Below are 13,749 nucleotides of genomic sequence, written 5' to 3'. Positions count from 1 at the left end.
GTGGTGACGGCTAATTTCTGGTGAGTGACCACCAGTGATTGGGGCGGGGTGTTCTCGTCAGAACACCCCTTTCTACGGTGCCCTCAATAGCTGTATTGCTAACTGCTTGTTGAGGCTTCGGTTCGCATTCCCACAGTGGGGCGAGTGAATACAGGACGGGCACCCATCTTGACAGCCACAGTCCTGAAGCAACGTGAGCGTCTTCACAAGAAGATCATCGAGTTGCTCGAAAGCCTGACGTGTAAGTCCAGCACCTCCAGGATGACCATCGTGAATGAAAACCGTCCCGCCAGACGTCTGGCCATGGCTTGGCGTCGAAAGACCACCAATGTCGCCTCGGTCGCACAAAACCTCCATAGGGAACAGCGATATCAATGCATGTTCGATAGCGTGGAGAGCACTCAGATATTCCTCTTGTGACTCCGCCTGATCAACAATCATAGCTTCAACATCATCTGGGACGGTGATGAACAGGCCTGTTGTCTTGATCGATTGTGACTCCAGCGGCTCCTCAAACTCACACTCCTGAGGGGTGTCATCGCTGGGGTCGCTGTACCGCAAGTACCCTGTAACCGTATCCTCCACTGTAAATTCTCCTAGTGTAGCTTGTACGGTCATCTCATGCGTTTCAGCGGACGAACTCTCATACGTGTCTTCGATAGTAATGGACTTTTCTCGGAGTGCTCGTGTGTACGCTGCTGTCGGTGTCGATTCCAGCAGTGCTCGGTCCGATTCGAGGTCTAATTCGACTACTTGGTATGTTTGTTTCTGGTGGCGATAGATTGCATCCGGATGTGCATCCCGTACTGCAGCACCGAATTCAAGCGATGCGAGCTTCTCGTCCCGGTTTCGATCGATAAGATCGATCTCGCGGTCATCGATCGCTCGAATATTTGTATTCCATTGCACGTCAGAGTCCGTGGCGCGCCACTGAATCCGGTCGCCACTCTCTACACGGCGAAGACGATCATTCACTTCTGCTTCTGTGACGATATCCGGTAGGTCGGCACCGAAATAGTCCTCATCACGAGGCGATAAGAAGTGATCACTTGCTGCACAGACGACGTGGTCCGGACGAATTGAGTTATTTGAAGGGTTGACGGCAGCCTGTTCAGCACCTCCCTCAAACAGTTCGTCTGGATCCCGGATCGTATACTGGTCAAGTGGATCATCAGCTCCGACAAGAACAACGAGACAGGTGTCTTCGCCACGCCCAGCTCGGCCTGCCCGTTGGAACGTACTCATTGACGTTCCGGGATACCCATCAAGCAAAACAACATCGAGTGTCCCGATATCGATTCCAAGTTCAAGCGCGTTCGTACTCCAGACACCACGAGCATCCCCGCTGCGAAGTTCCTCTTCAAGTTTGAGGCGACGACCGGTATTCAGCGCGGCATGATACGCGTGGGTGCTGTCTGCGAGATCATCTTGTCCCCGGTTACGCAGCATTCTGTCCGCCCAATCCACATACTGCTCTGTTCCCTGTCTGGCAGCAGTGAAGACCAGCGTCTGATATCCTCTGGTTACGAGATCACAGAACAAACGCACCGATTCAACGTGGTGTGAGCGTCGTTCTCCGCCGACTACTTCCTGATGAGAGGGGAGCGCAACCTCGTCAGGGGAATCCGAGGACTCACTTGTTTCAGATTGTGTATCAGTCGTCGAACTCGATTCGGTATCGATAGCCGCTGCATTCTTCTCGGGCGGATGTTCGTCATGGCCAGCACGGACAGTGCCGTCCGGGCTGACAGCTGGATCCGGAATCGACTGATCCTGGTCAGCGTCCTGCTTGAGTGGCGGGTTCCAGAATAGCCAGTGTCGATCTCCCGACGCACTACCGTCATCATCCACAAGTTCGAACGTAGGTTCCTTCTGTCCCGTAACGGTTGACGCATGCTCAACAGGGTTTCCGATCGTCGCTGAACAACAGATGTACTGTGGCGACGAATCGTAGTAGTCACACAACCGGTTGAGCCGTCGGAAGATCAGCGATGCATGGCTTCCAAAGACTCCACGGTACATGTGGACCTCATCGATAACTACGGTATCCAATTGCTGGAACAACCACCGCCAGTGATTCTTCCCATGAGCGTACGGGAGGAGACTAAGATGGAGTTGGTCGATCGTTGTGAGAAGAATATCGGGCTGTGTCTGTCTGATTTCCTTTCGATCTGGTTTGGATGTTTCCCCTGTTTGAACGCCGATATCAATCGAAGTATCGAACCCCAACTCATCATCAAACACCTCAAATGTGTCTGCCTGATCGTTGATGAGCGCACGATACGGTGCGATATAGAGTGTTTTCCCGGCGTTTTCGATCGCTCTCTCAATACCGGGTACGACGTACGTGAGGGTTTTGCCAGATGCTGTCGGTGTGGCCACCACAACGTTCGACCCGGACTGAACCGCCTGAATAGCGTCCACCTGATGTGAATACAGGCTTGTGATCTCTTCCTGTTGTAGTGCAGACGAGAGCGGGGCAGAAACAGCGAGATCGTCAGTCTCCGCAGATTGGCCCTTTACGATCTGCTGATGAGCGATCTGTCCCTCGTAATAACCTCGACCCCGCAACCATTCGATGGTGTCTTCAATTCCGGGTCGATCCTTCATCTGTTGGTTCTTGGAGATTGATACTTGTGAACTTTTGCGATTCAAGGGCTCTGTTGAAACTCTCTTTGTTAGACACCTTCCCTGGAGGAACAGATGAGAAGCCACCGAATTCATCACCGTCAAAACGGCCGCATAATGGTGATTAGAGGATGTTGAAGTACTGAAGACCGGCAATCAGGATGGCGACGATCAAAATGAGTTTCATTACCCAGGGTGGAACGTCTTTCCGAATTCTGAATGCCCAGTCCGTGGGGTCGGCCTCGAAAACCCGGTTCCCGATGTCTGAGTTGCAATTCGTGTCGTACTCTATTCGTTGGAAGAACTGCAGGCTCTGCATTGAAGAGAGCCTTTGACCGTCTTCAGAGGGTTATCTACGCTCAACACACTATCACATGAAGAACACTGGACGGTGTCCGTAGTTCCGATCCCGCTCCCGTATCCGAGAGTCACCGTTCGGGAAACTCCTTGTTCGACCAGTTCGATATCGAGTTCTCCCCGTTCGTACTCTACCTGTGTTACCGTGAGAGGAGTCACTCGAATATCCAACGCATGCCGCTTTCGGATTTCTTCCTGCTTTTGGGGAAACCCCTGGTCTCGCCGTTCGTGCAGAGTTCTCAATTCGGAATCAACCTCTTCATACTCAGCTTTTGCCTCTTTCCGTTTCTTCAGTGCCTCCACGCGATCGTTCTGATCACTGCTATTGATCGCTTCACTCAGCTCATCAATCTTCGAGGACAGCTTGGAACGTTCCTCCTCCAACTCTTGGATCCGTTGTTGTTGCAGCTGCCGGTACTCTTCGACCTCTGCGTCCGCTGCTCTGGATGCCTCATTATGAACCTCATCAATTTCGTTCTGGATGCTCTGCATCAGCTGATCTTGGGCTGTGCCGAGAAGCGATCGTGCGTCTGATCTCGATAATGAGAGTTCCGTGGTAGTGGGAGAACTGTTCGTAGGTATCGACGTCATTTGAAGAAACGTCTCCTCTAACGCCGGAAGTCTCTGTTCCGAGCGGTGATCGATAGCGATGGCGCGAAGGAGTTCTTGTTGGTATTCACTGACTGTCTCGATACTCACCTCGAAAAGGACCACAATCGCGGTACGGTCGTAGTACGGCGTGAACTGTATTTCACTTACTTCGACGTCGCCTTCTTTAATCCACTGTGGAATCGCTACGTCGTCCCGATCGGCTTCTATTGGTATTTTCCCGGTAGGACGACGCTCAGCTGCCTCTCTGAGGATCCGCTGGAAAAACTCACTTTCTGGATGAAGAGGCTCTCCAGCACTATCTTTGTCTCTGCCCGCATCAGAAAGCAACGATAGGCTGCCTGCCGGCAATTCTGTATCGTTATTGTCTGGGATCGTAACTTCCCAGGTATCCCCTCGTTTCTCGATGGTCCCGCCGAGTGACTCTAAGTAGCGTTCGGCGAAGTCCTCCACGAGGGACTGCGTGACCGCGAGTGCTTCGTCAGTCATCGCCTTCCCCCAAGTCGAATCCTTCGAAGACGCCGTTGTTGAACTGCTCCAGTTTGTCAGCGAGCTCGCGCTGTTCTTGCAGATCGACGGCCATCGCTTCGAAGTCGTTCTCCAGATCAACCTCTGAATCAGCATTGACGAGTCGGTCGAAAATCTGGTCCTCGAAGCTTGTCCCTGACTCTTCTAACCGACTCAAGATGGAACTTAGCTCGCCCACACTTTGTTGGAACAAATCGATTTTGTGGTAGAGACGCTCCAGTACGTATTCTTCAACAGTATCCTTTAGCGCCATGTTGAAGATGAAGACATCCCGTTTCTGTCCAATCCGGTGTACACGTCCAATACGTTGTTCGACGCGCATCGGATTCCACGGCAAGTCTAAATTAACTAACATGTTACAAAACTGTAAGTTTCGGCCTTCGCTCATTGAGTCAGTTGAAACGAGGACCCCACCCTCCTCCTCGAAGTCCTCAATAATCAGTTCCTTCTCGCTACTGGAGTGGCCACCGTGGAACGCGTGTACCGTGTACCCCTCCGCAGCGAGCCTATCGAGAATATCCTGTTGAGTTGCTCGGAACTGCGTGAAGACGATGACTCGCCCCATCTCGACGTTGTCACGGGCTTCTTCGACAATGTCCAGAAGTCGTTCCTGTTTGGTGACCGTATCGATCTCATCGATCAGATCTAAAATGGACTCCAGTTCGTCCGCGTGCGTGAGCTCCGACTGGTCGTAGAGTCGCTTCTCGATGGTCTTCTTGAGTGCGACCGGGCTGCTGACGACCTCCTTCTGCAAGAGCATCAGTACGAGCTTCTGCCCCTGGTCTTGGCTATAGGCACCTTTCACATAGTCAGAAACCGCCTGATAGAGTTCGCGTTCCTTCGGGGTTGGATTGAACGTCCGTGTGTCGATCGTCCGGTCCGTGAAGTCAATATCCGTGTCCTCCCGTCGGTTTCGGATCATAACCTTGTTTAGGCGGTCCTGTAGTTCGTCTCGATTCACCAGCGTCTCCTGATTGCTGTTGACGAAGTACTGGTGGAAGACGTCGCGTGTGCCGAACAGTCCGGGTCGGAGTAGCGAGACGACGTTGTATAGGTCGGTCAGCTCGTTCTGAATCGGCGTCGCCGTGAGAAAGAACGCGTAGTTGTAGGAGAGCCGGTCAATCAGGTCGTAGCGGTCCGTCTCCTCGTTTTTGACGTAGTGGGCTTCGTCGAGGACCAGAACGTCCCAGTCGCGGTTGAGGACGGTCTGACGGTGTCGCTCGCTCTTCGCAGTGTCGATACTTGCGATGATGTAGTCGTGGGCGTCGAAGTCTTCGAACTCGTCGTCGTAGTTGCAGACGAAGTTGAGCCCGAACTTCTCACGGAGTTCGGCCTGCCACTGTTTCGCCAGTTGTGCAGGAGTGAGGATGAGGACGGACTCGTCCGTCTCTCGGAAGTGCATCTCCTTGAGAATCATCCCGACCTCGATGGTCTTTCCGAGGCCGACTTCGTCCGCGAGAAGGGCTTTCCCGTCCATCTCGAAGAGGGCCCGATAGGCGGCGTCCACCTGATGTTCGAGTAGCTTGACGGAGTTTTCGTCTAGTTCTTTCAGCGACCGAAGTTCGGAGTCCGGCTGGCCCGCTTGGAGACGAACGGCTTGGATGGTTTGTAAATGATCCTCCTCTGCACCATCTCCAGACAATGAATCGAGAATATCGTCCGCAGACTCGTGTGTGACCTCAACATCAACGAGGTCGTAGCTTCCCATGGTTTCGTAGAGACATGTTCGCGTCAAATACGTTTGGTGACCGGAAAACACTGGACGATCCGTCTGCTTGGCTCCGAGGGAGGAGGTATTCGCAAGACCATAGTGTTTATTGGGTGGCCAAGAGGTGTGTTTAAGTATCAAGATGGCACAGTCTGGATCCCTGTCGAATACCCTCGAAGACACGGTGACCCTCAGCCGTGAGCTTCGAGAAGAAGGGCAAATTGACGGTCAGGTAAAGCTCTACAACGTCGATGACGATGACGAGTTCGAGTCAGACGCGGAACTCTTCTTCGAGCGAACCCTGATGACCCAGGGGCTCCGTGAGGCGATTTCGATTCTCCGCGATTCTCTCACGGGCGATGACCCGCGCGGGACGCACATCCTCTACGGTCCGTACGGCAGTGGGAAGTCCCACCAGATGGTGGCGCTGTACCACTGCTTCGACGACCCCGACGCAGCAGGGACGTGGGCAAGCGACTCGGTCGAAGGGTTCGAGACGTCCCTCCCGGAATCGGCGACGCCGATTACGGTCGCCATGCAGAACGAGCAGTACGAGTACCTCTGGGAGCCGTTCTTCGAAGCGCTCGATTACGACCCTGGAACGTACAGCTCGGGTGGATATCCCGACATGCAGACGATTCAGGAGGCCGTCGGCGACGACACGGTCGCGTTCTTCGTGGACGAACTCGAAGACTGGTTCGACACACTCCAGGGCGACCGCAAGAGCGCAAACAAAGCCTTCCTCCAGTCGCTCCTTGAATCGACCGCGCTCTCGGATCTCGAACTATACACCATCGTCTCGGTACTCCGAGAGGGCTCCGAGGTCCACGACATCCTGAACCGGGAACAGGCGGTTGAGGTCAACATGAACAATCAGGTGGACAAACGCGAGGTCCTTCGTCACCGCCTGATCGATTCAGTGAACGAGAACGCCGCCCGCGAGATCGTCAATGGGTACTACGACGCGTACGACCAGTCCGATCACGTCTCCATTCCCGATGATCTGCTGTCGGAGATGCACGATCTGTATCCGTTCCACCCTGTGCTTCTGGACGCGCTTGAGACGCGGTACTACGCTGACGAGGATAACCAGAACACGCGAGGGATGATCTACCTCTTCTCGAAGGTTCTCCTGGAGATGCAGGATCAGACGGATCTGATCACGCACGGTGATATCGATGCTATCGAGTTCGAGGACGAACTGGCGAAGATTAACTACGAGCGGTTGAACGCGGCGACGGGCGACATCAAAAGCCGCATCGATGAAGACGATGTTCCCCACGGCCGACGTATTCTGAACACGATCCTCCTGTACTCGCTGAAGCCGAGCGAGGGCGAGGGCGCGGAGGTCTCGGAGATCGTCATGGGTGCCTACCAGACAGGCGATCTCGTCTCAGACGTTGTCCTCAACCTCGAACGTCTCCACGGTGTCGCGTGGCATCTCCACAAGCTGAACGGAAAGTACGCGATCCGCGACCGGCAGAACCCGAACGCGCTCATCCGAAACGCGGCCGTAGACGTCTCCGAGACATCGGCGAAGGCTGAAGTCGCGGATTTCATCACCGATATCTTCGGGTCGAACGCACACCCGGTCGGATTCCGGACGAACGATATGCGGGACATCCCGGACGACCGCGAGGTCAAGGTCGTCGTGAAAGACGACCAGTGGACGAACGAGGAGGTCGAGAAAGTCATCACGAACGATGGGCGTGGCCGGGAGTGGCGTAACACCCTCGTGTTCGTCCAACCCTCGGGCGACAAGGCCATCGAGTCTGGGACACGGTACATCGATAAGGCGCGGTACATCGAGGGCGCACGGCAGGTCCTCGCCGACGAATCTCTCGATGACGAAATCCGGACGTCGATCAAGGGTATGCGGGAGCAGGAGGAAAACGAACTCCGCGAAGAACTCCAGCTCCTGTACGGAGAGGTGCTTGACGGGAACGACCTGCTCAACGACTGGGGACAGATGACGCCGATGGAACTCGACGTCTACGTTCACGATGAGGCAGAGCTGAGTGCGTCGAACATCGCGGACTCAGCATCTGCCGATCCGTTTGACCTCCAGTCGGACGTCTGGGCTATCGCTGAGGACCTTCTGGAGCGACGCGGGGAGATCTCGGTTGAGGACATCTACGAGCAATTCCTCCGCGACCCGGAGCTTCCGATCCCCGGCAGTGCGAACGACGTGCTAAATGCGACGGTGAAAGCGCTCTCGGACAAACCGGTGCTCGCCCGTGACACTGGCGGGTTCCGCGATGATCTCTCCGGAAGCTCGCTGGACACCGTCCTCGTCCAGCAAGACGATGTGGACGTATGGGGCGTCGATGACGTCGAACAGGAACTGCGTCAGCGGTTCGGGAGCGGAACGACCGCGCTCGATATCGGTGACTTCGAACTAGAACTCGTTGAAGACGGCGAGATCTGGATCGACGGCGACAGCCACGACGTCGTGATGCGGGCCATCGGTCGGCTCGCTCGTGAGGAGCAGTACGTTATCGTCAAAGGGAACGAGATCCTCGATAAACCACAGTCCGACGCGACGGTCCGAGACGTCGGCGGCGCGGAGGTCGTCGGTGCGTCGTCCCTCGTAGACCGCATCGAGACGCATATCGACGACGACGGCTATGCGAACCTCGACACAATTATCGGCGAGGTCCGTGCCGAGGAGTCGGTGTTCCTGCCGCCGGATGAGACCGAGTCCGTCGCCCGCGAGGCGGTCAACGAATTCCTCGTAGACGACTACGTCTTGGAAGCCGGCGGTCGGTATCTCGGATCGCTGGGTGACCGTGACCCGACGACGGTAAAGATCGTCCCGACCGTTCCCGAGCGGATCGGCGACCAGATCCTGGAGTACATCGAGGACCTAGAACCGGGCGACCAGTTCACGGTGAACAAGGTCACGGACCGGTTCGACAGCAGTGTTACCGAGTACATGGTGCGGACGTACCTGCTGGAGAACATCGGGAAGGACGAAGAGCCCGAGTACGTCGTCAACACGACCGGCTCGGAGAAAGCCTCCGACTGGGTCCCCGGGTACCCGTTCCGAAAGGCCGACACGGAGATCCCTACGTGGCGCTTCGAGTACAACGGCGACGACGTCGCCGCGATGCGGAGCAAGTGGCGGAACAACCACCAGACAGGAAGTGTCGATTACGGCGACGTCACGTTCATGCTGCCCGACCGCGAGGGTGTTCCCGGCGCTCTTCAGGGCACCGCCGACGTCGAGCGGACGCAAGTCAGCCTGACGCTGCGATCCGGACAGGACTACACGAAGGTCCAGGACCTGTTCGAGCGGATGCCCGATGAGGCGTCAAGCCTGAAGATCGAGATCACGTTCCAGAAGTAGACTCTCTTCTCCTACTGGTCGGCGTCCGCGTTTCTGACTAAGGCTTCGACGACGATTTCGTCACCGTCCGCCTCATCCAGCATATCCCTCAGAACGGTCTTCAGTCGTCTATCGAACAAACTGCGTGGGTTCAGCGGTGTTAGTTCCGCTTCAAGCTCATCTCTGCTTACTGTTCCAGAAATCACAGAGTCTCCATCTTCTCGTACTTCCAGCAAATCGGCCATATCGAACAATCTTCAGCACGCTGGATAGCCCGTTCGATTGTCGCCTAACTCAGTGTTCGGTGGGAAACGGTGGTGGTGCGATTCTACCTATCTCAGTACTCTGAACCCGGTGCGGGCCATCCCTCACTCGCTTGCTCTGCGAGCCACTTGCCACGCTCAGCAATCGTGCGATTCTCTAATGAATCCGTGGCGTGGCTCGCGTTGATACGCTTTGGAGTCAAACCTCCGCTCCGTCGTGCATTCACAGACAATTCATTGAGAGCTCATCAGGATATCGCGTCGAACAGCTTCGCACCACTGTTAGAAACAGGAACGATTTCAGAACTCTGTGTGTCTTCTTGTCCACCTCTTCTGGAGCGCACAGTCGTCTTACCCCGCAAAGCAGCGTATCTCTGAGCACTTTGCCGGGCCGTAGCGATTCGGGAAACGAGTACCAAACTAATCCCATCCCCTCTGGGGCTTACCTTTAAATCAGACTGGCGGTTGTAGTTGTTCGGGTCCAACCCACCATGCAGACAGAAAAAACGATCAACCGCGCGAAGAAGATCGACGAATCGCTAGAGATCATCGCTAAGATCGAAGAAGTGGTCGGAGTACCGCTGACAGAGAGTCGGCGAGCACTACAGGTGGCTGGAGAGTACGTCATGAGTGACTCAATGTTCGTAGAACAGATGGTCCAGGCAATGACTGAGGCAGCCGGCTTCGCCATCGAAACGGGTCACGATGACTTGGCATCCGACGCCATCCAGAACGTGACTGACCTCGAAACGCTCGTCTCTGACGGCGAGTAGGCAACTTCTTCGACGTTCCGTCTCCTTTCGAAATACCCAACGAAGCTCGCTTCACTGAGATGTTACTGCGAAGAACGCACACTTATGTGGCTCGTGGCGTATCGCTTCTACATACTGAATAATGTCTGAACAATCTGGGTCTTCACAGGATCGGCAGGAACGGACCGAACTCCCCATCGAACGGGGATTCCCCATCGAGCGCGTGAACGAGATCGCCGAGAAGGAGGGCCGGGCGAAAATGTACTACCGGCCGATCTACACGATGCACAAGTGGTGGGCGCGACGCCTCGGCTGTGTCTTCCGCGCTATTTCTCTCTACACGCTGCTGGACGACCCTGAGAAAGTCTCGGTGTTCGAACCCGGTCACGAGGGAAGCACGCTCGCGTCTTACGGCGACGACGCCGACGGAGAGTCCGACCTCGACGTTGCCTCGCTCCTCGAACGCGTGGACATGACCGACCCGGAGAGTCTCTGGGAACTGTACCCCAAGGACGTTCGCGTTGAAGATAAGAAGATCCTCGACCCGTTCATGGGCGGAGGCACATCGCTCGTAGAGGCCTCTCGCTTTGGCGCAGAGGTAGTCGGCAACGACCTGAATCCTGTCGCTTGGTTCGTCACGAAGAAGGAACTCGAAGCCGGGCAGACCGACGTCAAAGACCTCGAAGAGGCCTTCGAGCAGGTAAAAGACGACGTCGCCGATGAGATTACGCAGTACTACAAGACACCATGCCCGAACGGCGATCACGACGCGGACGTGATGTACAATTTCTGGGTGAAGGAGTTGGACTGTGTCTCCTGCGGGCACACAGTTCCGCTGTTTAAGGACTACCGGGTAGCGAAGGAACGATACGTGGAGAAGGATGAGGATCCAGGCTACAACGTTCTCTGCCCAGATTGTGGTGCGGTTACGACCGTTGACGATTGGCAGTCAGAGAGCGTCTGTAACGACTGCGGTCATGGGTTCGTTCCAAAGGAGGGCAACGTCTCGCGCGGTGGGAAGTATAACTGTCCCGACTGTGGGCAAAAGTACGGAATTACGGACGCGATCCAAGAGCAGGGCGGATACGATTTGCGGCTTTACGCTATTGAGTACTACTGCGAACATTGTGACGACGCTGGCGAGCCGAAGTCCGTACATAAGGGATACAAGCGTGTTGAGGAGGCTGACGAAGAATTGTACCAAGATGCAGTACGCGAATGGGAAGAAAGCGACGACCTCCACGAGTATGTCCCTAAAGAGGAAATCCCACCGGGACATATGACCTCTGAGCGCAACCCTGTGTTTGATCACGGCTACGAGACGTGGTCGGATATGTTCAATAAGAGGCAGCTTCTAAATCTCGCCAAGCTCCTCCGTTCCTTTGAGAAAATTGACCAGAACGAACGGGAATTTCTGTTACTTGCGTTCTCTGATGCGCTTCGGACCAATTCCGCGATGGCATCATACGATGCGACAAGGAATGGAATGGATCATATCTTCAGAACAAATTCTTTCGATCCTCCAATGTACCCTGCAGAGAACAATGTCTGGGGTGGTGAATTCGGACGTGGGACATTCAAAGCTTCGTGGGATATGGTCAGAGATGGCGTAAAGTGGGCTAATTCTCCGACAGATCGATACATCGATGATAGCGGTGAAATGGTAGAATCAGCTGAATTCTCAAAGTCAGTCGGGGAACAATCATCCCTTCATCAAGGAGACATGCGAACTCTTGACTACGAAGACGAGTTTGATGCGGTCATTACTGACCCTCCGTATTACGACAATATCATGTATTCCGAGGTGGCAGACTACTTTTATGTCTGGCAGAAAATTCTGCTTGAAGATGAATACCCTGGGTTTGATGAAGAAAAAACTCCACGAACCGAATCAATCGTTACAAACCCATACTTGGGCAAAACTGCCGAGGATTTCGAATCTGAACTTGAACAATCCTTCTCGGTCATTAAGAGGGCCCTGAAAGACGACGGTTCACTCACATTCACGTATCATCACTCTGATTCAGAATCCTGGGGTGAGTTGTTAGAGTCACTCTGCGACGTTGGCTTTGAGGTGACAGCAACGTATCCCATCAGTGCGGATATTAACAAATTCATCTCTGGTGAAGCCGTCTCCTTCGACATTGTCGTCGTCGCTCGCCCCATTGACGACACCGAACCTGCCTCGTGGAACTCCCTCCGCCGGGACATCTACCGAACAGCCCGTCGCACCCGCAAGCAACTCGAAGAAAACCGTGATCTCTCCCGCGGCGACATCGGCGTGATGGAGATGGGCGCGTGCTTCCACGAGTACTCCAAACACCACGGGAAGGTGCAGCGCGACGGCGAGATCATGTCCGCGAAGGAAGTCGTTCAGGAGATATACGGCATCATCCAGGAAGCCAGCGACATTGGCGTCGAAGACGTGTTCATCGACCTGCTCGACACATCGAACCCCTCCTTCGACGACGTTAACAAGCTCTGCCGCGGGACGAATGCCAGCCCAGAGGACCTCAAGGAGACGAACCTGTACAACCAAGATGACGGCTTCGAACTCGGTACTTGGGACAACGAGAAGCGTCGGGCGTACATTGAGGAACACGTCAACGGCGACGGTGGCGACCACCTCTCGGACCTCGACAAACTTCAGTTCCTCCGCTACCGCTACGAGAAGGGGCAAGCAGTTCAGAACTACGTGGATAAGTGGGGTGTCGATGACGACCTGCGCGAACTCGCCGGTCGGCTCGCCGACGTGACCGGCGACCAAAGATATACGCGAGTTCTCGGGGATCGGGACGTCACGAGCTACGGCGAATAGGAACCTCGAAGCTGGAAGCGAAGATAACACCCGGTGGCGATTTTCGACAATCCATTTCGAGACTCTCGCTGAGAGTGCCTCCGTTGCTTGCGGTAGCCCATCCCCCTACGGTCTGTCTATGGCGAGTCGGCGATATGGTCGTGCTGTGAGTCTACTCTCCGGTCTCTCAATCCGAATACTGGCCATATAGGCGCTATTGGGGCGATACCACGGTGTTCTCTGGGCAGAGGTTTTTACGCACCTGGTTATTTGACCCATTCCCAGAATGGTAGCAAAACAACACCTCGCAACGGCGGGCCGTCCGCGAATGTGGTCAAGAATTGACTCTGCCCGCCTTCTGAATCGAAGAGCTCGATCAGTCGTTTTCTCTCGCGTAAGGAGTGGTGGTTGTGATGAGTGACACTGATCATCGCGTCATATTTGTGGAGCCCATCCAACCGTACTGCACGTTCCCGATCTCTCAGACTGAACGAGATACCCTCCTTCGGAATGTGACCAGAGAGATGGACAAGCAACGTTCAGATCCGACCAGGGACAGTGTAGCGACGTGGTTGCAAAACCTGCGGCCCGTGATTGAGAAGCCCGTTTCGATACTTCAACTTGATATGTCGGACCACTCGAATCTGTCCACCCTCCTTACCCAGGTGATGGACTCAGAAGATCTCTTGGATCGATTCCGGGCGGCGACTCCTGAGTGTCACTGGTGTGGCGATTCTGCCGACCGGCAGCTCGATTTCCATGACTACTATCTCGTATTG

The 13,749-nt window shown here is 54.9% G+C and carries 7 protein-coding genes; 3 read left to right on the top strand and 4 right to left on the bottom strand.

Annotation, left to right across the window (positions count from 1 at the left end; translation table 11 throughout):
- Nucleotides 1-72 precede the first annotated feature (72 nt).
- The 3 genes from EPL03_RS11415 to EPL03_RS11405 all read right to left on the bottom strand — a co-directional run bounded on the left by EPL03_RS11415 (nt 73) and on the right by EPL03_RS11405 (nt 5,830).
- Nucleotides 73-2,610 (bottom strand): DEAD/DEAH box helicase, encoded by a 2,538-nt coding sequence (locus EPL03_RS11415; RefSeq protein ID WP_135829424.1) that lies wholly within the window; start codon nt 2,608-2,610, stop codon nt 73-75.
- 306 nt (nt 2,611-2,916) lie between these two features.
- Nucleotides 2,917-4,083, bottom strand: a complete 1,167-nt coding sequence (locus EPL03_RS11410) for a hypothetical protein (protein WP_135806763.1) — start codon at nt 4,081-4,083, stop codon at nt 2,917-2,919.
- Nucleotides 4,076-5,830, bottom strand: coding sequence for a DEAD/DEAH box helicase (locus EPL03_RS11405; protein ID WP_135806762.1), 1,755 nt, complete (start codon nt 5,828-5,830; stop codon nt 4,076-4,078). Before EPL03_RS11405 ends, EPL03_RS11410 begins: the two co-directional genes overlap by 8 nt.
- A 142-nt stretch (nt 5,831-5,972) precedes the next feature.
- Between EPL03_RS11405 and EPL03_RS11400 the strand changes: the two genes are divergently transcribed.
- Nucleotides 5,973-9,179 (top strand): DUF499 domain-containing protein, encoded by a 3,207-nt coding sequence (locus tag EPL03_RS11400; RefSeq protein WP_135829423.1) that lies wholly within the window; start codon nt 5,973-5,975, stop codon nt 9,177-9,179.
- Between the two features lie 11 nt (nt 9,180-9,190).
- Here EPL03_RS11400 and EPL03_RS11395 read toward each other — a convergent pair whose 3' ends face one another.
- Nucleotides 9,191-9,403, bottom strand: a complete 213-nt coding sequence (locus EPL03_RS11395; RefSeq protein WP_135829422.1) for a hypothetical protein — start codon at nt 9,401-9,403, stop codon at nt 9,191-9,193.
- A 509-nt stretch (nt 9,404-9,912) separates the two neighbouring features.
- Between EPL03_RS11395 and EPL03_RS11390 the strand changes: the two genes are divergently transcribed.
- Both EPL03_RS11390 and EPL03_RS11385 read left to right on the top strand, forming a co-directional pair.
- Nucleotides 9,913-10,194, top strand: coding sequence for a hypothetical protein (locus EPL03_RS11390; protein WP_135829421.1), 282 nt, complete (start codon nt 9,913-9,915; stop codon nt 10,192-10,194).
- A 121-nt stretch (nt 10,195-10,315) separates the two neighbouring features.
- Nucleotides 10,316-12,991, top strand: a complete 2,676-nt coding sequence (locus EPL03_RS11385) for a DUF1156 domain-containing protein (protein ID WP_135829420.1) — start codon at nt 10,316-10,318, stop codon at nt 12,989-12,991.
- The last annotated feature ends 758 nt before the right edge of the window (nt 12,992-13,749 follow it).

The organism is Halorussus halobius (genome assembly GCF_004765805.1).
Lineage (GTDB): Archaea > Halobacteriota > Halobacteria > Halobacteriales > Haladaptataceae > Halorussus > Halorussus halobius.
The sequence above is the reverse complement of the archived record's forward strand: the minus strand, read 5'-3'. Positions and strand labels throughout refer to the sequence as shown.

What these genes read in the sequence shown, in the direction of transcription:
- EPL03_RS11415 (WP_135829424.1), bottom strand. Translation starts at nt 2,610, where the DNA reads ATGAAGGATCGACCCGGAATTGAAGACACCATCGAATGGTTGCGGGGT.
- EPL03_RS11410 (WP_135806763.1), bottom strand. Translation starts at nt 4,083, where the DNA reads ATGACTGACGAAGCACTCGCGGTCACGCAGTCCCTCGTGGAGGACTTC.
- EPL03_RS11405 (WP_135806762.1), bottom strand. Translation starts at nt 5,830, where the DNA reads ATGGGAAGCTACGACCTCGTTGATGTTGAGGTCACACACGAGTCTGCG.
- EPL03_RS11400 (WP_135829423.1), top strand. Translation starts at nt 5,973, where the DNA reads ATGGCACAGTCTGGATCCCTGTCGAATACCCTCGAAGACACGGTGACC.
- EPL03_RS11395 (WP_135829422.1), bottom strand. Translation starts at nt 9,403, where the DNA reads ATGGCCGATTTGCTGGAAGTACGAGAAGATGGAGACTCTGTGATTTCT.
- EPL03_RS11390 (WP_135829421.1), top strand. Translation starts at nt 9,913, where the DNA reads ATGCAGACAGAAAAAACGATCAACCGCGCGAAGAAGATCGACGAATCG.
- EPL03_RS11385 (WP_135829420.1), top strand. Translation starts at nt 10,316, where the DNA reads ATGTCTGAACAATCTGGGTCTTCACAGGATCGGCAGGAACGGACCGAA.